Source organism: Microbacterium sp. CBA3102 (assembly GCF_007954505.1).
Classification (GTDB): Bacteria; Actinomycetota; Actinomycetes; order Actinomycetales; family Microbacteriaceae; genus Microbacterium; species Microbacterium aurugineum.
Window position 1 is genome coordinate 3,415,429 of the sequence record NZ_CP042412.1, and the last position, 21,245, is coordinate 3,436,673.

General features: G+C 67.6%; 19 protein-coding genes. All 19 read right to left on the reverse strand.

Annotated features, from left to right (window positions below):
- Positions 1–6: 6 nt before the first annotated feature.
- On the reverse strand, positions 7–477 hold the full coding sequence (gene nrdR / locus FGL91_RS16460; protein ID WP_047524059.1) for a transcriptional regulator NrdR: 471 nt from the start codon (positions 475–477) through the stop codon (positions 7–9).
- A gap of 10 nt (positions 478–487) precedes the next feature.
- Positions 488–1,792, reverse strand: coding sequence for a histidinol dehydrogenase (gene hisD / locus FGL91_RS16465; protein WP_131491275.1), 1,305 nt, complete (start codon positions 1,790–1,792; stop codon positions 488–490).
- 1 nt (position 1,793) lies between these two features.
- Positions 1,794–2,984 (reverse strand): hypothetical protein, encoded by a 1,191-nt coding sequence (locus FGL91_RS16470; protein ID WP_131491276.1) that lies wholly within the window; start codon positions 2,982–2,984, stop codon positions 1,794–1,796.
- Between the two features lie 71 nt (positions 2,985–3,055).
- Positions 3,056–6,574 carry a DNA polymerase III subunit alpha gene (dnaE, locus tag FGL91_RS16475; RefSeq protein ID WP_047524062.1) on the reverse strand — a complete coding sequence of 1,173 codons (3,519 nt, stop codon included), beginning with the start codon at positions 6,572–6,574 and terminating at the stop codon, positions 3,056–3,058.
- Positions 6,575–6,713: 139 nt separating this feature from the next.
- Positions 6,714–7,313 carry a GNAT family N-acetyltransferase gene (locus tag FGL91_RS16480; protein ID WP_153244369.1) on the reverse strand — a complete coding sequence of 200 codons (600 nt, stop codon included), beginning with the start codon at positions 7,311–7,313 and terminating at the stop codon, positions 6,714–6,716.
- 48 nt (positions 7,314–7,361) lie between these two features.
- Positions 7,362–8,282, reverse strand: a complete 921-nt coding sequence (locus FGL91_RS16485) for an RluA family pseudouridine synthase (RefSeq protein WP_153244370.1) — start codon at positions 8,280–8,282, stop codon at positions 7,362–7,364.
- Position 8,283: 1 nt separating this feature from the next.
- Complete coding sequence (lspA, locus tag FGL91_RS16490; protein WP_081997080.1) at positions 8,284–8,940, reverse strand: signal peptidase II; 657 nt, start codon at positions 8,938–8,940, stop codon at positions 8,284–8,286.
- A 9-nt stretch (positions 8,941–8,949) separates the two neighbouring features.
- The gene (locus FGL91_RS16495; protein ID WP_047524063.1) at positions 8,950–9,549 is read right to left on the reverse strand and encodes a DivIVA domain-containing protein; all 600 of its coding nucleotides are present in this window, start codon (positions 9,547–9,549) and stop codon (positions 8,950–8,952) included.
- A 181-nt stretch (positions 9,550–9,730) separates the two neighbouring features.
- Positions 9,731–10,030 (reverse strand): YggT family protein, encoded by a 300-nt coding sequence (locus FGL91_RS16500; RefSeq protein ID WP_047524064.1) that lies wholly within the window; start codon positions 10,028–10,030, stop codon positions 9,731–9,733.
- 3 nt (positions 10,031–10,033) lie between these two features.
- Entirely contained in the window at positions 10,034–10,507 is a 474-nt protein-coding gene (locus tag FGL91_RS16505; RefSeq protein ID WP_047524065.1) for a cell division protein SepF, read from the reverse strand.
- Positions 10,508–10,550: 43 nt separating this feature from the next.
- Entirely contained in the window at positions 10,551–11,258 is a 708-nt protein-coding gene (locus FGL91_RS16510; protein ID WP_153244371.1) for a YggS family pyridoxal phosphate-dependent enzyme, read from the reverse strand.
- Positions 11,255–12,397 (reverse strand): cell division protein FtsZ, encoded by a 1,143-nt coding sequence (ftsZ, locus tag FGL91_RS16515; RefSeq protein WP_047522013.1) that lies wholly within the window; start codon positions 12,395–12,397, stop codon positions 11,255–11,257. The genes FGL91_RS16510 and ftsZ overlap by 4 nt, the downstream gene beginning before the upstream one ends.
- Positions 12,398–12,559: 162 nt before the next feature.
- A complete protein-coding gene (locus tag FGL91_RS16520; protein ID WP_153244372.1) occupies positions 12,560–13,507 on the reverse strand; it encodes an FtsQ-type POTRA domain-containing protein in 948 nt (315 codons plus the stop codon).
- A gap of 3 nt (positions 13,508–13,510) precedes the next feature.
- Complete coding sequence (murC, locus tag FGL91_RS16525) at positions 13,511–14,911, reverse strand: UDP-N-acetylmuramate--L-alanine ligase (RefSeq protein WP_153244373.1); 1,401 nt, start codon at positions 14,909–14,911, stop codon at positions 13,511–13,513.
- A gap of 41 nt (positions 14,912–14,952) precedes the next feature.
- On the reverse strand, positions 14,953–16,029 hold the full coding sequence (locus FGL91_RS16530; RefSeq protein ID WP_153244374.1) for a UDP-N-acetylglucosamine--N-acetylmuramyl-(pentapeptide) pyrophosphoryl-undecaprenol N-acetylglucosamine transferase: 1,077 nt from the start codon (positions 16,027–16,029) through the stop codon (positions 14,953–14,955).
- Positions 16,026–17,231, reverse strand: a complete 1,206-nt coding sequence (gene ftsW, locus FGL91_RS16535) for a putative lipid II flippase FtsW (RefSeq protein ID WP_047522004.1) — start codon at positions 17,229–17,231, stop codon at positions 16,026–16,028. The genes FGL91_RS16530 and ftsW overlap by 4 nt, the downstream gene beginning before the upstream one ends.
- Positions 17,200–18,735: a UDP-N-acetylmuramoyl-L-alanine--D-glutamate ligase gene (murD, locus tag FGL91_RS16540; RefSeq protein WP_153244375.1), complete on the reverse strand. Its 1,536-nt coding sequence runs from the start codon at positions 18,733–18,735 to the stop codon at positions 17,200–17,202. The genes ftsW and murD overlap by 32 nt, the downstream gene beginning before the upstream one ends.
- Positions 18,725–19,831: a phospho-N-acetylmuramoyl-pentapeptide-transferase gene (mraY, locus tag FGL91_RS16545; RefSeq protein WP_047522001.1), complete on the reverse strand. Its 1,107-nt coding sequence runs from the start codon at positions 19,829–19,831 to the stop codon at positions 18,725–18,727. Before mraY ends, murD begins: the two co-directional genes overlap by 11 nt.
- Positions 19,828–21,240 (reverse strand): UDP-N-acetylmuramoyl-tripeptide--D-alanyl-D-alanine ligase, encoded by a 1,413-nt coding sequence (locus FGL91_RS16550; protein WP_153244376.1) that lies wholly within the window; start codon positions 21,238–21,240, stop codon positions 19,828–19,830. The genes mraY and FGL91_RS16550 overlap by 4 nt, the downstream gene beginning before the upstream one ends.
- Positions 21,241–21,245 lie beyond the last annotated feature (5 nt).

A 21,245-nucleotide genomic window follows, 5' to 3' on the forward strand; every position in this document is an offset into this window, starting at 1 on the left:
GCCAGATTACCGCTCCTCGGCCTCCTGCTTCGTGTGGTCGGCGCGGAGGTCGGTGATCGCCGCCTCGAAGTCCTCGAGCGAGTCGAACGCCTGGTAGACGCTGGCGAAGCGGAGGAAAGCGACCTCATCGAGATCACGCAGCGGACCGAGGATGGCCAGACCGATCTCGTTCGTGTCGAGCTGCGACACCCCCGTCTGGCGAACAGCCTCCTCCACGCGCTGCGCGAGGATGGCGAGATCGGCCTCGGTCACCGGCCGCCCCTGACACGCCTTGCGCACGCCGGAGATGACCTTCTCCCGGCTGAAAGGCTCCATCACGCCGGAACGCTTGATGACGTTGAGGCTCGCCGTCTCGGTGGTCGTGAAACGGCCCCCGCACTCTGGGCACTGACGACGCCGCCTGATCGAGAGCCCGTCGTCACTCGTGCGGGAGTCGATGACGCGGGAGTCGGGATGACGGCAGAAGGGGCAGTGCATCTGACCGATCCTACGCGGTGAAGCGCGCCTCGATCGCCTCACCGTGCGCCGGCAGCGCCTCGGACTCGGCGAGAGCGACGACCCCCGCTCGGACAGCGGCCAGTGCGGCCCTGTCGTAGGAGATCACCTGCTGAGGACGCAGGAACGTGTACGCGCCGAGTCCCGGTGCATACCGCGCCTGACCGCCGGTCGGGAGCACGTGGTTGCTCCCTGCCATGTAGTCCCCCAGGCTCACCGGCGTCTGGTCTCCGACGAAGACCGCTCCGGCGCTCGTGAAGGCCGACGCGGCGCTCTCGGCATCGGCGAGGTGGAGTTCGAGGTGCTCGGGCGCGTAGGCGTTGCTGAACGCGGTCGCCATGGCGCGATCGTCGACGAGGACGATCGCCGACTGCGGTCCTCCCAAGGACGCGGCGACACGCTCGCTGTGACGGGTGAGGACGGAGATCCGCTCGACTTCGGTGGCGACGCGTGCAGCGAGCTCCGCGGCGTCCGTGACCAGTACCGCGGATGCCTGTTCGTCGTGCTCCGCCTGGCTCACGAGGTCGGCGGCGATGAGGCGCGGATCGGCATCGGCATCGGCGACGACCAGGATCTCGGTCGCGCCGGCCTCCGAGTCCGTCCCGACGACGCCGGCGACCGCGCGCTTGGCGGAGGCGACGTAGTTGTTGCCGGGCCCGGAGACGACGTCGACGGGGTCGAGCCCGAGCGAGGCGACACCGTGCGCGAACGCGCCGATCGCCCCCGCTCCGCCCATCGCATAGACCTCGGTCACGCCCAGCAGGGCGGCCGCGGCGAGGATCGTCGGGTGGATTCGCCCTCCCTGATCCGCCTGCGGCGGCGATGCCAATGCGATCTGCTCCACACCTGCCACCTGAGCCGGCACGACGTTCATGATCACGCTGGACGGGTAGACCGCTTTCCCACCGGGGATGTACACACCCACGCGGTGGACGGGCTGCCAGCGCTGCGTGATGACGGCACCGTCGCCGATGCGGGTGACCTGCGCGGCCGGAACCTGGGCTGCGGAGGCCAGTCGCACGCGGCGGATCGCCTCCTCGAGAGCGGTACGCACTTCGGGGGCGAGCTCGGCCAGCGCCTCGTCGATGTGGGCGGCGGGAACCCGGACGGAGTGTCCGGCGACCCGGTCGAAGCGTTCCGCCTGCTCACGGAGAGCGGCCTCACCGCGGTCGCGGACGTCGTCCACGAGGCGGGCGGCGGTGTCGAGCGCCTCGGCACGCGCCTGTGTGGCTCGCGGTACGGCGGCGAGCATGTCAGCGGGCGAGAGCTCGCGCCCCCGCAGATCGATCGTGCGCATTTCAGCCTTTCGTGATGTCGGAGATGTCGTGGAGGTAGCCGATCCGCCCGTCGTCATGTCGCACGACGTAGGCACCTCCACGGTCTTCGATCACGAGCGCCCAGGCATTCGGGCCGATGCGGAACAACGCGTCACCGCGTTCGTCGTGGACGTCACGCTCAGAGGGCGCGAGGATCCAGAACGGCTGCGCGACGGGAGTCGACTCGCGCGGGTTCGTCGCATCGAGGTCCGCGTCGGCGAAACCCTCCACGATCGGAGCTTCCGTGTCGTCCGGGACGACAGCGGTCTCGTATGTCGCAGCGGTCTCGAGGAGGGACTCGATGCTCCCGGTGTCCGAGACGATCTCGGGCTCCTGCCCCCGAGAACGCCGAGAGTACGTGGGCACGTACTCCTCGTCATCTGTGCCGTGCACGGTGCCGATGTCACCACCGGACGCGTGTGCCGTGAGGGGCACCTGAGCGGCGAGGTCGACGCGCTCGACCTCGTCCGTGGCCTGGCTCCCGGAATCCCGGCTGTCTGCGTCTGCGACCGGAGGAAGCGCGGAAGCATCCACGCCCACATCCGTCCGGTCGCCGTCGGCGGCGGTCTGTGGCTCGGGCTCCGTGAGGACCGGTTCGGGTCGCGGTCGCGCGATGACGGGGCGCACCGGATTGGCGTTGCGGTGGGCGAGGGTGACCAGACGTCCGTGGAAGTCCTCTTTCAGCCCCGGGATGAGTGGAGCGAAGACCGTGAGCACGACCAGGGCCAGAGCGGCGACGGCCATCACCACCCCGCTCCACGGAAGTGACCAGAACCCGGTGGCGATCAGCCCTGAGATCGTGAGCCACACGTTCCCGGCCCAGACGACGGCTGCGACCGAGAAGGCCACAGAGGCGAATTGGTCGATGCCGAGCGACCCGACGCGACGGATACCGTCAGGCGAGAAGCGACGGAGCACGAGCAGGAACACGGCGACCGTGGGGACACCAACCGGAAGGATCCACTGGATTCCGACGCCCCAGAGCGAGGCGCCCCCGGCCAGCGGGAAGAACGACACGACGAAGGAGACCAGCCACACGCTGACGATGAGAAGCTCACGGAGGGTGAATCCGAGGATCCCGTACTCCGGAGTCACCTCATCGTCGTAGAGGACACCGTCGTCATCGCTGAAATCCGCATCTTCGACACCCGGCTCAGGGAGTTCCGTGCTCATGCGTGGTCCTTTCGTCACCGTGCTCGACGGGGGGATTCGTCGTGCTGCCGACGGCTCATGATCCTACCCGCTCACCCCAGACAGGTGGGTCCGAGAAGGGACTTGAGGTCACCGAAGAGGTCTGCCGAGACCTTCACCGGCATGGGCACCTCGAAGACCTTCGCAGTGCCGCCGCGGTGCACGCGGAGCAGCACCTCCGTGTCGCCGTTGTGCCGACGCAGGACCTCGGCGAGCTCACCCATCACCCGCTCGGTGGCACGTTGCTCCGCCAAGACCAACGACAGTGGCCCTGCGGCGTCGAACGAGCCGATGTCGGGCGCGAACGCGGACTGCGCGTGCAGGTTGAGGCCGTCATCACGACGGGACACGCGCCCGCGCACGGCGAGGATCGCGTCCTGTTGCAAGGTGTGCTGGAACTCGGTGTACGTCTTGCCCATGAACATCACGGTGACCTCGCCGTTGAAGTCCTCGACCGTGATCATGCCGTACGGATTACCGCTCGCCTTGGCCACGCGGTGCTGCACACTGGTCACGAGGCCCGCCACAGTCACCTGATCGCCGTCCTGCAGGTCTTCGGAGTTGTTGAGGTCATGGATCGAGATCGACGCATGCTTCGCGAGCGGCACCTCGAGCCCGGCCAGCGGGTGATCGGAGACGTACAGGCCGAGCATCTCCCGCTCGAAGGCGAGCTTGTCCTTCTTGACCCACTCGGGGCGGGCCGGCACCTTGGCCGGAGCGGCCTCTTCCATGCCGTCGTAGAGACTGTCGAAGTCGAACCCGATCGCGCCCTGTGCCTCGTTGCGCTTGCGGTCGACGGCTGCCTCGACCGCGTCTTCGTGCACTTCCATGAGCGCTCGGCGGGTGTCGCCCATCGAGTCGAAGGCGCCGGCCTTGATCAGGGACTCCACGGTGCGCTTGTTCGAGACATGCAGCGGCACGGTGTCGAGGAAGTGGTGGAACGAGGTGAACCGCTCCCCCTTGCGCGCCTGCACGATCCCTTCGACGACGTTGCTGCCGACGTTGCGCACAGCGCCGAGGCCGAAGCGGATGTCGTCTCCGACGGCCGCGAAGAAGTTGATCGAGTCCGAGACGTCGGGCGGAAGGACTTTGATCCCCATGCGACGGCACTCGTTCAGGTACAGGGCCATCTTGTCCTTGGAGTCGCCCACGCTGGTGAGCAACGCCGCCATGTACTCGGCGGGATAGTGCGCCTTGAGGTATGCGGTCCAGTACGACACGAGTCCGTACGCCGCGGAGTGGGCCTTGTTGAAGGCGTAGTCGGAGAAGGGCAGCAGGATGTCCCACAGCGCCTTGATCGCGTCCTCGCCGAAGCCGCGCTCCTTCATCCCGCCCGCGAAGCCCTCGTACTGCTTGTCGAGCTCCGACTTCTTCTTCTTGCCCATCGCGCGACGGAGGATGTCTGCTTGTCCGAGGCTGAAGCCGGCGACGGCCTGAGCGATGGCCATGACCTGCTCCTGGTAGATGATGAGCCCGTACGACTCCTCCAGGATCTCCGCGAGCGGCGCTTCGAGCTCGGGATGGATGGGGGTGATCTCCTGCACCCCGTTCTTGCGCAGTGCGTAGTTGGTGTGCGAGTTCGCGCCCATCGGACCCGGGCGATACAGGGCGATGAGGGCCGAGATGTCACCGAAGTTGTCCGGCTTCATCAGGCGCATCAGCGAGCGCAGCGGCGGACTGTCGAGTTGGAAGACGCCCAGGGTGTCTCCGCGCGCGAGCAGCTGATACACACCCGGGTCGTCGAGACCGAGGTGCTCGAGGTCGAGTTCTTCGCCCCGGTTCGTCCGGATGTTGTCGAGCGCATCGGAGATGATCGTGAGGTTGCGCAGCCCGAGGAAGTCCATCTTGATCAGCCCGAGCGACTCACACGACGGGTAGTCGAACTGCGTGACGATCTGGCCGTCCTGCTCGCGCCTCATGATCGGGATGATGTCGAGCAGCGGATCGGACGACATGATCACGCCGGCGGCGTGGACGCCCCACTGACGCTTCAGCCCTTCGAGACCGAGAGCGCGGTCGAAGACGGTCTTGGCCTCCGGGTCGGTCTCGATCAGCGTGCGGAACTCGCTCGCTTCCTTGTACCGGGGGTGCGCCGAGTCGAACATGCCGTCCAGGGGCATGTCCTTGCCCATCACGGGCGGCGGCATCGCCTTCGTGAGGCGCTCCCCCATGCTGAAGGGGAACCCGAGAACGCGCCCGGCGTCCTTCAGCGCCTGCTTCGACTTGATCGTGCCGTAGGTGACGATCTGGGCGACGCGCTCGGATCCGTACTTCTCGGTGACGTATTCGATGACCTCGCCGCGGCGACGATCATCGAAGTCGACGTCGAAGTCGGGCATCGAGACACGGTCGGGGTTGAGGAAGCGCTCGAAGATCAGACCGTGCTCGAGCGGGTCGAGGTCGGTGATCCGCATCGCGTAGGCGACCATCGACCCGGCACCCGAACCACGGCCGGGACCGACACGGATGCCGTTGTCCTTGGCCCAGTTGATGAAGTCTGCGACGACGAGGAAGTAGCCGGGGAAACCCATCTGCAGGATGATGCCGGTCTCGTACTCGGCCTGCTTGCGCACCTTGTCGGGGATGCCACCGGGGTACCGGTAGTGCAGGCCGGCCTCGACCTCCTTGATGAGCCAGCTGTCCTCGGTCTCACCGTCTGGGACCGGAAAGCGCGGCATGTAGTTCGCCGAGGTGTCGAACTCGACCTCGCAGCGCTCGGCGATCAGGAGTGTGTTGTCGCAGGCCTCGGGGTGATCGCGGAACAGCTGCCGCATCTCGGCGGCGGTCTTGATGTAGTAGCCGTCGCCGTCGAACTTGAAGCGGTTCGGATCGTCCATGGTGGAGCCCGACTGCACGCACAGCAGAGCCTCGTGAGCGTCGGCCTCGTGCTGGTGCGTGTAGTGCGAGTCGTTGGTCGCGACGAGCGGGATGTTGAGGTCTTTCGCGAGGCGGAGCAGGTCGGTCATCACCCGTCGCTCGATGGAGAGACCGTGGTCCATGATCTCGGCGAAGTAGTTCTCCTTGCCGAAGATGTCCTGGAACTCTGCAGCCGCCGCGCGTGCCGCGTCGTACTGCCCCAGCCGCAGCCGCGTCTGGATCTCGCCGGAGGGGCATCCTGTGGTCGCGATGATGCCCTTGCCGTAGGTCTGGAGCAGCTCGCGGTCCATGCGGGGCTTGAAGTAGTAACCCTCCATGCTCGACCGGGAGCTGATCCGGAAGAGGTTGTGCATGCCCGCGGTGCTCTGGCTCCACATCGTCATGTGGGTGTACGCGCCCGAACCGGAGACGTCGTCGCTCTTCTGGTCGGGTGAGCCCCACTGCACGCGCGTCTTGTCGCTGCGGTGCGTGCCCGGGGTCATGTATGCCTCGAGCCCGATGATGGGCTTGATGCCCGCGTTCCGCGCCGCGTTGTAGAACTCGAATGCCGCGAAAGTGTTGCCGTGATCGGTCACTGCGATGGCCGGCATCCCGTATTCGGCGGCTGCCTGGGTCATCGCATTGATCTTCGCCGCACCGTCCAGCATGGAGTACTCGCTGTGCACGTGCAGGTGGACGAAGGAGTCGGATGCCATGCCTTCGAGTCTACGGCGGAGCCCCGACACCGGAGGTCGGCGGGGGGCTGCGTCGAGGTTCCCTCACGGCAGTGAATCGACGACGCCTAACTCCGAAAGTCATGTAGGAATTGAGACGTCAGCCTCGCTCTGTCTGTGGTCACGCTTTCTTCGACGATCTCTGTGGCGTCCCCAGGTCGAGCCTCATCAGCACCCGCGGGAACCCGTCGAGTACGGAACCCGTATCCGCGGCCTTCACGAATCCTGCACTCTCGAAGAGCGCTCGCGTGCCGACGTACGCCATCGTCAGATTCACCTTCTCGCCCCCGTTGTCTACCGGATACCCCTCGATGGCGGGCGCGCCGCGCTCCGTCGCATATGCGACAGCACCGTCGATCAGCGCATGGGAGATGCCCTGCTTCCGGTACCCGGGGCGTACCCGGAAACACCACAGCGACCAGACGTCGAGGTCATCGATCCGCGGGATGAGCCGATTGCGGGCGAAGCTCGTGTCGCGTCGCGGATGCAGTGCCGCCCAGCCGACAGGCTCGTCGTTGAGATAGGCGATCACGCCGGGGGGCGGATCCTGGTGGCACAGCTCGCGCACCCGGTCGGCGCGGGCCGGGCCCTTGAGCGCAAGGTTCTCCTTGTTGCCGATGCGATAGCTCAGGCAGAAGCACACGTTCGACGTCGGCTTCTTCGGCCCGACGAGGGTTGCGACATCGTCGAACACGGTTGCAGGACGAACCTCGATGCTCATGCGCTCAGTGTCGCGCACGACACCGACATCGGGCCGGCGCAGCGCCGACTATTCGCCGCGGAGCACGTCCAACGCGTGGCGGAAGTCTGCCGGATAGGGCGACTCGAACCGCACCCAGTCCCCCGTCGCCGGGTGCGCGAACGCGAGCTGATGTGCGTGCAGCCACTGACGTGTGAGCCCAAGCCGGGCTGACATCGTGGGGTCGGCGCCGTACAGCGGATCGCCGACGCACGGATGCCGATGAGCAGCCATGTGCACGCGGATCTGATGCGTGCGCCCCGTCTCGAGATGGATCTCGAGGAGCGAAGCGCCCGGAAAAGCTTCGAGCGTCTCGTAGTGGGTCACCGAGGGCTTCCCGTCGGGAACGACGGCGAACTTCCAGGAGTGGTTCGGATGGCGCCCGATGGGCGCGTCGATCGTTCCCGCCAGCGGATCAGGATGCCCCTGCACGACCGCGTGATAGATCTTCTCGACCGTACGGTCCTTGAACGCCTGCTTCAGCGTCGTGTACGCCTGCTCAGACTTCGCCACGACCATGAGGCCGCTCGTGCCGACGTCCAGCCGGTGCACGATCCCCTGACGCTCGGCGGCACCGCTCGTCGCGACGCGGAATCCGGCGGCCTCGAGTGCGCCGACGACGGTGGGGCCCTCCCACCCGACGGACGGATGCGCGGCCACGCCCGTGGGCTTGTCGACCACGATGATGTCGTCGTCGTCGTACACGACCCCGAGCTCGGGAACCGCGATCGGAATGACTCGCGGCGCCTCCTTCGGCGCCCATTCGACTTCGAGCCAGCCACCACCGCGCAAGCGGTCAGACTTGTCGAGCGTCACGCCGTCCAGACGGACTCCGCCGGCCGCGGCGACATCCGCAGCGAAGGTGCGGGAGAAACCCATCAGCTTCGCGAGCGCGGCATCCACCCGCGTGCCGTCCAAGCCGTCAGGAACCGGCAGAGATCGGGACTCCACGTCAGCGGCCTTCCGATGCGGGAGCCGCATCCTCCGAAGGTGCGTCATCGTCGCCCGCGTCCACCTCGTCCGCGTCCGTCTCGGTCGCCGCCTCGGCGGCGATCGCCGCAGCTTCCGCCTCTTCCTCGGTCTCGACCACCGCGTGATCGCGCTCGCGCGTGCCGTCGAAGCGCAGGCCGAAGACCACGAGCAGGGCCACCGAGATCATGCCGGTGACGATGAAGATGTCCGCGACGTTGAAGATGGCCGGCATCATCCACGGCATCGAGATCATGTCGACGACATGTCCCACCGGGAACCCGGGCTCCCGGAACAGTCGATCGGTGAGGTTGCCGAGCACGCCGCCGAGCAGGCAGCCGAGGACCACGGCCCACAGCCGGGACTTGAGCCCGAACGCCTTCCAGATGATGATCGACGCGACGACCGCGAGGGCGATCGTGAAGATCCAGGTGACCTCGGAACCGAGCGAGAACGCCGCGCCGGGGTTGCGGACGTAGTACAGCTGAAGGAACTCACCGAGAACCGGGACCGGTACCTGCAGCGGCAGGTTCTCGATCGTGAGGTACTTCACAAACTGATCGGCGGCCAGTACGAGCGCTGCGAGGATCGCAACGATCGCACCGGCCGCCGACCGACGAAGGGGACGACGTCCTGACAAGAGGGCGCCTTACAGACCGATCGCGGAGACGGGCGTGGAGTCCGTGGACGCCGACTTCTCGTCGAGCTCGCGGAGCTGGCCTTCGATGTATCCGCGCAGCTGCGAGCGGTAGTCGCGCTCGAAGTTGCGGAGTTCGGTGATGCGAGCCTCGAGCGTGTTGCGCTCGCGCTCCAGGCGTGCCGACTCCTCGCGCTGCTTGGCCTCGGCCTCGGTGCGGATCCGGGCGACCTCGGTCTCGGCCTCGGCGATGAGCGCGTTGCGCTTCGCCTCACCCTCGGCGACGTGCTCGTCGTGCAGACGCTGGGCGAGCTCGATGATGCCGGCGGTCGCGGTCGCGGAACCGGTCGGAGCAGGCTCTGCGGGAACCTCGGCCACGGGAGCCGGAGTCTCGGGCGCCGCAGGTGCCGCGGCCGGAGCGGCGGCCTCGGGGGCCTCGCCGGACTCGTAGGCGGCCAGCTTGGCTTTCAGCTCGACGTTCTCTTCGAGAGCCTTGCGCCACTCGATGACGATCTCGTCGAGGAAGTCGTCGACCTCATCCGGGTCGAAGCCGTCCTTGAAGCGGACGTGCTGGAACTGCTTGGTGACGACGTCATCCGGGGTAAGTGCCATGAGTGGCTCCTCTTTCGATGAGTACGAATGCCAGTATCGATGTATGGCGTGGTCGTGATGTGGCGCGAACCCGGGGCGCGCACCTGGGTGCCAGCATAGCCCCCGCGCCTCAGCGCCGCGATGTCACGACACCCAGAGAACACGAAGTCCACGTGGCGGATCCGGGCGGATCGCCGGGAGTTCAGCGGATGAACAGCCGCACGATGTTCATCAGGACCAGCACGATCAACAGGGTGAGCGTGAACCCGAAATCGAGCGACAGGGAACCGATCCGCAGTGGCGGGATGAGCCGCCGGAAGAACCGGATGGGCGGATCCGTGACCGTGTAGACAGCCTCAGCGGCGACCAGACCGAACCCCTTGGGACGCCACTCCCGATTGAAGAGGGGGATGTAGTCCAGGATGAGGCGCGCGAAGAGCACGAAGATGTAGAGCAGCAGCACCAGATGAACGATGCTCGCTGCGACGGAGACCAACTCCACGAGCTACGACTGGTCGAAGCCCGCAGACTCAGCGTCTGCGTGCGCGATGCCCCCGTGGCCCGAAACCGCGATGTTCTCCGGCGAGAGCAGGAACACCTTCGAGGTGACCCGCTCGATACGGCCGTACAGGCCGAGGGAGAGCCCGCTCGCGAAGTCGATGAGACGGCGCGCGTCGGCATCGCTCATCTGGGAGAGGTTGATGATGACCGGGACGCCCTCGCGGAAGCTCTCCGCGATCAGCTGAGCGTCGCGGTACTGCTTGGGGTGGACGGTGAGGATCTCGTTCACGGCTCCTGCAGAGGGCTGGCGGACGGCGACGGGACGACGGAGGGGCGTGACGGGAGCCGGAGCCGGCTCTTCGCGCTCGCGGTCGCGCTCGCGGTGAGCGCGCGCAGGAGCCTGCGCCTCCTCCTCGTAGACCTCTTCCTCGTCGGCGAGGCCGAGATACACCATGGTCTTCTTCAGCGGGTTACCCATCGTGTCCTCCGGTTCGAACGTTTGGGGCTGGTCTTTTCACAGGTTAACCCCGGTCGGGCCGGGGGCCGGTGATTGCGGAGCCGATCCGCAGGTGTGTCGCGCCGGCGTCGATCGCCTCCACGAAGTCGCCGGTCATCCCGGCGGAGATCCACGATGCGGAGGGCTGAACGGCGCGGACGCCCTCAGCGACGGCACGCAAGCGCGCGAATGCAGCGCCGGGTTCCTCATCCAGTGGCGCGACCGCCATGACGCCCCGCAGACGGAGCGATGGCAGCGCCAGCACGTGCTCAGCGAGTGCGACGGCGTCAGCGGGTGCCACTCCCCCGCGACCAGGATCGTCGGTCAGGTTGACCTGTACGAGCACGTCGAGGAGGCCATCGTCCTGGGCCGCGCGGTCCAGCGCGTCGGCGAATCGGCCCCGGTCGACGGAATGCACGACGTCGGCGCTGCGCCGGATGGCCGCGGCCTTGTTCGTCTGCCCCTGGCCGATGAAGTGCCAGGTCAGGTCGAGGGCTGCGAGTTCCGCCTGCTTCGCCGACAGCTCCTGTTGCCGATTCTCTCCCACGTCGCTCACACCGAGCGCGCGCAGTTCACGGACCAGAGAGGCCGGATGGAACTTCGTCACGACGATGCGAGTGATCTCCGCCGGATCCCGCCCCGCGGCGCGCGCGGCGACGGCGATGCGTTCGTCGATCGCCGTCAGCCGCGCCGCCAGGTCCGACCGCCCCTGCCCGTCGGCCGCAGTGTTCACTTCAGGAATTCGGGGATGTCGATGTCGTCGTCTGCGAAAGCCGGCTCGATGCTGGTGGTCGGCACTCGCTGCTGCACCGGCTCCGCCGGTGCCGCGTCGCTCTTCGCCTCCGGCTCCTCGTCGAGGGAGACCTCGGGGAGAGCCGTCGCCGAAGGCCGGGAGACGACCATCGGGTCCAGTCGGAGCGAAGGCTCACCGCCGTCGAATCCGGCCGCGATGACGGTCACGCGCACCTCATCGCCGAGAGTGTCGTCGATGACGGTACCGAAGATGATGTTCGCCTCGGGGTGTGCCGCTTCCTTGACGAGGTCGGCCGCGTCGTGGATCTCGAAGATGCCGAGGTTCGAACCTCCCTGGATCGAGAGCAGCACGCCGTGCGCACCCTCGATGGAGGCCTCGAGCAGCGGCGATTCGACCGCGAGCTCGGCGGCCTTGATCGCGCGATCGGCACCGCGGGCGGAGCCGATGCCCATGAGGGCGGAACCTGCGCCCTGCATGACCGACTTGACGTCGGCGAAGTCGAGGTTGATCAGACCCGGGGTCGTGATCAGGTCGGTGATGCCCTGGACACCGGCGAGGAGCACCTGGTCCGCGGTGGCGAAGGCCTCGATCATGGAGATCCCACGGTCGCTGATCTCGAGGAGACGGTCGTTCGGCACCACGATGAGGGTGTCGACCTCTTCCTTGAGTTTCGCGACGCCCGCCTCTGCCTGGCTCTGGCGACGGCGACCTTCGAACGAGAACGGCTTGGTGACGACACCGATGGTGAGCGCGCCGATGGACTTCGCGATGCGGGCCACCACGGGAGCACCACCGGTTCCGGTGCCGCCTCCCTCGCCGGCGGTCACGAAGACCATGTCCGCACCGGTCAGGGCCTGCTCGATCTCCTCGGCGTGGTCCTCCGCGGCACGGCGCCCCACCTCGGGGTCTGCTCCGGCGCCGAGACCACGCGTGAGTTCCCGACCGACGTCGAGCTTGACGTCGGCATCGCTCATGAGCAGCGCCTGGGCGTCGGTGTTGACGGCGATGAACTCGACTCCGCGGAGACCGAGATCGATCATGCGGTTGACGGCGTTGACGCCGCCACCGCCGACGCCGACGACCTTGATCACGGCGAGGTAGTTCTGGTTCTGGCTCATGGCCGGCCTCCGATTATTCGAGCCTGAAAAGGATGAACCTTAAACCTCAACTAGAGGTGTAAAGTATTTCCCGGTATTGCGTTCTCTTGATCGAAGGTAAGCGCCGCCTGGCCGCGCGCACGCAACCACTTGGGCGTGTCGCGCCATTCCCCACGAAAGAGGTCAGCCGACGACGGCGACTTCGGGCGACGTGACGTCGATCGACCGTGCCCCGGGATGGGCGCCCATCGCCGCTGAGAGGGTCAGTGCCTTGAGACCCGAGTCCTCCGCGCTCCCCCAGACCACCGTCAGCCCACTGCTCAGCGTCAGGGTCACGTCGTCCTGGGTGGTCGCCGCGACCCCCGCCAACTGTGATCGGACATCGGCGGGCAAGGACCTCACGACGAGCCCCGCGCTGCGGAACGCGGCCGAATCGACCCCGCTGTCGATCTCGATCAGAGGCTGCCCTGCGGGCTGATCGGGCGTGGTCGAAAGCGCCACCCCCGCCGCGTCCACGAGCGTGAATCCAGCGTTCGAGCGGATCACGCCGACCGGGGTGCGTTCGACGATGCGCACCGTCAGGTCATGCGGAGGCCGCGCCTCCAGCGCATACGTCTCGATGAGAGGGAACGCCAGCAGCGCGGCCTTCACCTCACTGGAATCGACCAGAGCCAGCGGCGTGCCGAGCTGATCGCTGAGCGCCGCCTCGACCGCGGAGGGATCGAGGCTGGTCGCCCCGACGACCGTGATCTTCTCGACGGCGAACAGCGGGCTGTACGCGGCCGCGATGCTCCCTCCGATCACGACGACCACAGCGGCGAGGCTGCTCCACCAGATGATCCGTCGTCGCCGAGAGCGTTGGGTGAACCGGCGGATCTCTGCGCGGAGAGCCTTGCGCCGCGCGCGCGCCGCGCGCCAGACATCCCTCGTCGAGGTCGGTTCCGGCGCATCGAGCGTCGCGTCCTCCGCCGGTGCGCGCTCCTCGGCGACAGCGGGCCTCTCCTCCGCCGCGGCAGCGGACTTCTCCTCCACCGCGGCGCCGGGCCGACTCGGACGGCGCGTCGCCTGCGTCGCGGCGCCCTTCTCCCCCGAACTCTCCGGGGTGGACGGAAGCGGTGCGGGCCGACGCATCGGCTAGGCCTCGTCGGTCCGGCGGAGGGACTCCAAGACCTGCGGGATGATCTGATACACGTTGCCGCAGCCGAGGGTCACGACGAAATCTCCGTCGCGCGCCACGGTAGCCGTGTAGTCGGCAGCCTGTTGCCAATCCGCCACGAAGTGCACGTGCGACGGGTCGCGGAACGCGTTGCTCACCAGCTCGCCGGTGACTCCGGGGACCGGATCCTCACGAGCCCCGTAGACGTCCAGCATCACCGTGTGGTCGGCGAACTCCTCGAGAACGTCGGCGAACTCCTGGTACATGTGCTGCGTGCGGGAGTAGGTGTGCGGTTGCTGGATCGCGATGACCCGCCCCGTGCCCGCGATGCTGCGCATCGCCTCCAGTGCCGCCCTGACCTCGGTCGGATGGTGCGAGTAGTCGTCGTACACGGTCACGCCGCGCGCGACCCCGTGCTGTTCGAGGCGGCGAACCGTTCCCGCGAAACCTTCGACGGCGCGGACCGCGTCGACGAGCGGATACCCGAGGGCGCGCAGCACCGTGACGACGCCGGCCGCGTTGATGGCGTTGTGCACACCGGGGACGGCGAGCTGCATCCGCACCTGCTCGCCACCGTGGGTGATGGTCGCTGCGACGCCTCCGTCGGTCACGAAGTCGGTGACGCGCACATCCGCATCGGCCGCTTGACCGAACGTGAGCACGTTCGGGTGGGTGATCCCGGCGCCGACTCGGAGCGCCCCGGCATCGTCGCTAGAGATCACGACGGCCTCCGAGGCGGCATCCGCGAACCGGACGAACGCGTCATGGAAGGCCTCGTCCGAACCGTAGTGGTCCAGGTGATCCGGATCCACATTCGTGATGAGAGCGACCGCGGTGTCGTAGAGCAGGAAGGTGCCGTCCGATTCGTCTGCTTCGACGACGAACAGGTCGCCCGATCCGGTAGCGCTCGACGTTCCGAGCTGCTCGATCACACCGCCGTTGACGAAATGGGGATCGGCCCCGAGCTCCCGCAGTGCGGTGACGATCATGCCCGTCGAGGTCGTCTTACCGTGCGCGCCGGCGACCGACACCAGGCGACGGGACCCGATCAGCCAGTGCAGCGCCTGGGAACGGTGGATCACGTGCAGGCCACGCGCCTTCGCGGTGACGAACTCGGGGTTCTCGGGCCAGATCGCGCCGGTGTGCACGACCGTGTCGGCGTCGCCCAGGTACGCGGCATCGTGACCGACATGGACCGTGGCTCCCGCCGCGGCCAACGCCCGCAGGTTGTCGCTGTCGGCGCGGTCGCTTCCGGAGACGCGGATGCCCGCGTCGAGGAACATCTTCGCGAGCCCGCTCATGCCGGAGCCGCCGATGCCGATGAAGTGCGCGGAGGTGATCGTCTCGGGAAGAGGGAGGGAGAGGTCGGGTCTGATCATGTCCGCTTCAGTCTACTTTTCGTTCGGTGGTGTCGACCGCGTCAGGCCGCATGCAGCGCGCGGTCGATCAGGGTGATCACGTTCTCCGTGCCGTTGCGCGTTCCTGCCGTCGCGGCGGCGGCCGCCATCCGGTCGATCCGCGCCTGATCGCCCAAGAGGGGCACGACGATCCGGCGTACCGCGTCGCCGTCGAAGGTGGCGTCGTCCAGGAGCTCTGCAGCACCGGCCGCCACTGCAGAGGCCGCGTTCAGTCGCTGCTCACCGTTGCCCACCGAATAGGGCACGTAGAGCGCGGGGATCCCCAGCGCGCTGATCTCGCTCACCGTCGCCGAGCCGGACCGCGACACGATCAGGTCTGCGAGCGCGAAGGCCAGGTCCATGCGATCCACGTACCGACGCAACGCGTAGCCGTCGACTCCGGGATCCGCCAGATCGCTGCGTTCGCCGGTCACATGCAGCAGCTGCCAGCCCGCTGCGAGGATGTCCTGCCAGGAATCCGCCAGAGCCTCGTTGAGGCGCTGCGCACCGAGCGAACCACCGAAGACGAGCAGCACCGGACGCTGGGCGTCGAGCCCGAAGTGCTCCGCGGCCTCCGCGCGAGCGGCCGTACGATCGAGCGCGATCACCTCGCGGCGCAGGGGCATCCCGACCACTTCGCTGCCACGGAGAGGCGTGCCCTCGAACGCGACGCCCACGGCCGCCGCGCGGCGGGCACCGAGCACGTTGGCCAGTCCGGGCTTGGCATTGGCCTCGTGCACCACGAACGGAACACCCTCGCGACGAGCGGCGACGTACGCCGGCGCCGACGCATACCCGCCGAACCCGACGACGACGTCGATGTCGTGCCGACGGATGTGCTCGCGCACTTGGGCGATCGCCCGACGGAACCTCCCGGGGAAGGCGGCCGCCTGGCGGTTCGGTCGGCGCGGGAACGGAACCTTGTCCACGATCAGCAGTTCATAGCCTCGCTCGGGCACGAGTCGCGATTCGAGCCCCTCCGCCGTGCCGAGCACGAGGACCGAGTCGTCGGGGACGCGTTCACGGAGCGCATCGGCGACGGCGAGCAGGGGATTCACATGGCCGGCGGTGCCACCGCCGGCGAGGAGATACGAGGTCACCTGGCGACCCTACCCCGCTCCGCTGACTGCTTCTCGGTCACGGGGATCGTGCGTGCGAACGCGAGCAGCACGCCGCAGGCGATCAGCACGGCGAGCAGTGCTGTGCCTCCCTGCGACATGAACGGGAGAGGGACGCCCATCACGGGGAAGATACCGATGACGACGCCGATGTTCAGGACGGCCTGACCGACGATCCACACCGTGATGCCCCCGGCCGCGACGCGGATGAAGGCATCCGGCGTCTTCCGGATGATGTGGAACGCACCGACCGTGAAGAACGTGAACAGGGCCAGGACGACGATGCAGCCGATCAGCCCGAGCTCTTCTCCGACGATGGCGAAGATGAAGTCGTTGCCCGCTGCAGGCAGCCATCCGTACTTCTCCTGGGAGTTGCCGAGCCCGAGTCCGAAGATCCCCCCGGATGCCATGCCCCAGATGCCGTGGATCGACTGATAGCAGTCGCCCTCGTACAGCGCCATGTCGTCGCACGTGGCGACGATGCGGCGCATGCGGTCCTGGCTGGACAGCGCGTAGGCGAGCACCGCGATGACGCCGAGAATCACGGGCAGGATGAACAACCGGAGCTTGACCCCCGAGAAGAACAGACACCCCAGGAGGATGAGGACAAGCACCATCGCGGTGCCGAGGTCCTTTCCGGCGAGCACGGTACCGATCGCGAGCGCACCGACCGGGATCACGGGAATGAAGACGTGATGCCAGGTGCCGAGCATCGCCTGTTTGCGCAGCAGCACCGCCGCGATCCAGAGGGCCAGGGCGAGCTTGAGGAACTCGGAGGGCTGCAGCGTGAACCCGGCGATCTGGATCCAGTTCCGGTTTCCGCCATCCTCGATACCCAGCGGCGTGAACACGAGCAGTTGCAGAGCGACCGCGCCGAACAGTGCGGGCCACGCCATCTTCTTCAGGAACGCGACCGGCATCCGACTGACGAGGAACATCAGCGGCACACCCAGAAGGGCGAACACCCCCTGACGCAGCACACCGCCCATCGGGTCCTTGCCGCTCGCGACCGCGGAGGCACTCGTGGCGGACAGCACCATGACCAGACCGAACAGCGTCAGCAGCAGGGCGGTCGATGCGATGAGGAGGAACTCCGTCGACACCGGAGTGAACCGACGCCCGAGGGAGACTCGGGCTGCGAGCCCTCCGGACTCAGAGCGCGGAGGGCGGGACACCTGTGTCATCGGCGCTCCCCCGGTCGATCCAGTCCTGCACCGCCTCGGCGAAGCGATGCCCGCGATCCGCATAGCCGGAGAACTGGTCGAAAGACGCCGCAGCCGGGGCCAGCAGGACTGTGCCCTCGCCGTCGACGATCCCCGACGCGATCTCCACGACACGGTTCATGACCTGACCAGTCTCGCCAGCATCCACCTCGAACACCGGCACCGTCGGCGCGTGTCGCCGGAATGCCGCGACGACGGAGGCACGTTCGACGCCGATCACGACGGCCGCACGAGCCGTGGTACCGACCTCGGCGACGAGCTCGGCGATGTCCACGCCCTTGAGGTCGCCCCCGACGATCCACACGGCCCCCGGGTAAGCACGCAGCGACGACGCTGCCGCGTGCGGATTCGTCGCCTTGGAATCGTCGACCCAGGTGATCCCCCGGTGTCGCGCGACCACCTGGATACGGTGGGCGTCGAGGCGGAAGGACTGGAGCGCTGCGTGGATCGCCTCCGGCTCCACACCGAGGGAGCGCGCCAACGCACTCGCTGCGAGGATGTTCTGCACGATGTGCGGAGCCGCGAGGCCCGCCTCATCGAGAGCGGCGACGGTCGTGAGCTCGAGGGCGCTGCGTGCACGGTCGTCCAGGAAGGCCCTGTCGACCAGGAGCCCCTCCACGATGCCGAGGTCGCTCGGACCTGGGATCCCGAGATCGAAGCCGATGGCGCGGGCCCCCTCGACGACCTCCGCCTCCTCCACCATGTGGCGGGTGGCCTCATCCGCCTTGTTGTAGATGCAGGCGACACGGGTGTTCCGATAGACCACGGCCTTCGCATCGCGGTACGCCTGTGCACTGCCGTGCCAGACCAGGTGATCGTCGGCGAGGTTGAGGCAGACGGCGGAGTACGGGAACAGCTCACCCTCGGGGCGGGACTGTCCGAGGTACCAGAGCTGATGGCTCGAGAGCTCGACCACCAGCACGTCGAAGCCCGCCGGGTCGCGCACGGCATCGAGCACCGGCACGCCGATGTTGCCGCACGGTGCCGCGCGCAGGCCCCCCGCCACGAGGAGTGTTGCGGTCAGCTGAGTCGTGGTCGTCTTGCCGTTCGTCCCGGTGATCAGCACCCAGTCGGCCGGCGAACCGTCGGCACGGACGACCTTGTCGCGGACGCGCCACGCGAGCTCCACGTCGCCCCAGATCGCCACGCCCGACTCCTGTGCCCACCGGATGAGCGGGTGCGAGGGCGGGAACCCCGGCGAAGCGATGACGACCTCCGGCGCGAAATCCACCAGCACGGCGGGGACTTCGGCGAGTGATCCGAGCTCGAGGCGTGCACCGATCACCGGAAGCAGCCGCTCGTATTCCTCCTCCGCGGATTCGCTGAGCACCAGCACGTCCGCGCCGAGTTCGGTGAGCGTATCGGCCACGGAGAAGCCGGTCATGGACAGCCCGAGAACCGCGACCCGGAGACCCCGCCAGTCGGCGTTCCAACTGGTGAGTCCGGCGAGGCGCTCAGTCGACACGGGTGAGCCATTCGACGTAGAACAGGCCGACGGCCGACACGGCGAGCAGACCGGCGATGATCCACATGCGGACGACGATCGTGACCTCGGACCAGCCGCGCATCTCCAGGTGGTGATGGAACGGGCTCATCAGGAAGAGGCGCTTGCCTCGGGTGAGCTTGAAGTAGCCCCGCTGCAGGATGACCGAACCGGAAGACAGCACGAACACCCCGGCGATCACGAGGAGGAGGAGTTCGGTGCGGGTGAGGATCGCCATGGCCGTGATCACGCCACCGATGGCCATCGAGCCGACGTCGCCCATGAAGACCTTCGCCTTGGGGGCGTTCCACCACAGGAACCCGATGAGGCTTGCCGCGACCGAGGCCGCGATGATGGCGAGGTTGAAGGGATCGCGTACCTCATAGCATCCGCCGAGCGCATCGGGGTCTCCGCCGATGCAGGGCTGCTTGAACTGCCAGAACGCGATCACGCTGTACGCACCGACGACGATGACGCCGGCACCGGCGGCGAGGCCGTCCAGACCGTCCGTCAGGTTGACGCTGTTCGACGTGGCGACGCCGATGACCGAGATCCACACCAGATAGAGGATCCAGCCGAGCACGACACCGAAGGCGAACAGGTTGAGCCAGGTGATGTCGCGGAAGAGGGAGATCGCGGAGCTCGCAGGCGTCTGCCCCCACTTGTTGGGGAAGTTGAGCGCGACGATGCCGAAGGGCACGATCACGATGAGCTGGCCGATGACCTTGCGCCAGCCCGACAGCCCGAGGCTCCGCTGGCTGCGCACCTTCATGTAGTCGTCGATGAAGCCCACGGCACCGAAGCCGACCATCAGCCAGATCACCAGAAGCGCCGAGAGGGCGGGAACCTCGCCGCTGACGAGGACGCCCGTGAAGTAGCCCACGATCGAGCCGAGGATGAAGATGACGCCGCCCATCGTGGGGGTCCCCCGCTTCGCCTCATGGCTCGGGTTGTGGACCGACTCCGGGGTACGGATGACCTGTCCCCAGCCCCACTTCCGGAAGAGCCGGAGGAAGACGGGGGTCAGGAACAGGGTGAAGGCGAGCGAGATCGCCGCCGACATGATGAGAGACCTCACGAGAACAATTCTCCCAGACGATCGCCGAGATGCCGGAGGCCCACGGAATTGGATGACTTCACGAGCACGCGGTCGCCGTCGCGGAGCTCGGTGCGGAGGTACTCGTACGCCGCGTCCTGGTCGGGAAGGTGCACGGCCTCACTGTCCCAGGAGCCTTCGCCGACGGCGGCGAGATAGAGCCGCCTGGCCTCCGGTCCGACGACGACGATTCGCTGGATGTTCAGACGCACGGCGAGCAGACCGATCCGATCGTGCTCCTCCCCCGCGCTCTCGCCGAGTTCACTCATGGCGCCGAGCACGGCGACCGTCCGCTCGTCGGGACCGGTGATCTGGGCGAGGGTGCGCAGCGCCGCGGCCATCGAGTCCGGGCTGGCGTTGTAGGCGTCGTTGATGATGCGGACGCGATCGCTGCCGAGCGGTTGCATACGCCATCGTTCGGCGATCTCCACCGTCTCCAGACGCGCGACGGCGTCTGCCGGGGCGATGCCGAGGACGAGGGCGGAGGCGATCGCCGCCAGGGCATTGGTGATGTGATGTGCACCGAGCACGCGAAGTCGCAACGGGAGCCGCTCCCCGCCGACCTCGATGACGCAGGACGTGCCCGAGGCCGATACCTCGATGTCGACCGCGCGCACGTCGGCGGCGTCACTCTGCCCGAAGCCGATGACGTCCAGGCCGCGCGAGAGCGCGAGATCCTTCATCGCGGCCACTCGGGGATCGTCGATGTTGAGCACGGCCGTGCCGGGCACGCGGGCTGCCGAGACGAGCTCCGACTTCGCCTTGGCCGTCGCCTCGATCCCGCCGAACCCTCCGGCATGAGCCATGCCGACCATGAGGACCACGGCGAGATCCGGCTCCACCAGGCCCGCGAGGTGCGCGATGCTCCCCGGCGCGGCCGCACCGAACTCGCTCACGAGGAAACGGGTGCTCTTCGTCACGCGGAGCATGGTGACGGGAGCGCCGACCTCATTGTTGAACGACTTGACGGGAGCGACGGTCTCGCCCTCGTCCTCCAGGATGCGCGCGAGGAAGTTCTTGGTCGTCGTCTTGCCGTTCGACCCGGTGATGCCGACGATGCGGAGGCGCCCCTCGGCACGGACGCGAGCGACCACCTCGCGCGCGAGGGCGCCGAGGGCCACGACGGCGTCCGGCACGACGACCTGGCTGACGGGGACGTCGACGGTGTGCTCGACGATCGCCACGGCGGCCCCTGCTGCGACAGCCGCACCCACGAACCGGTGGCCGTCGGTCTCCGCGCCGGGCTTCGCGACGAAGACCGAGCCGGGAGTCATCGTGCGGGAGTCGGTGTCGACGATCCCGTCGACGACGGTCTCGGTCGTGTCCTCTCCGGCCACGCGCAGTTCACCGCCGACTGCGGCGGCGATCTCAGCGAGCGTCAGGGCGATCATTTCAT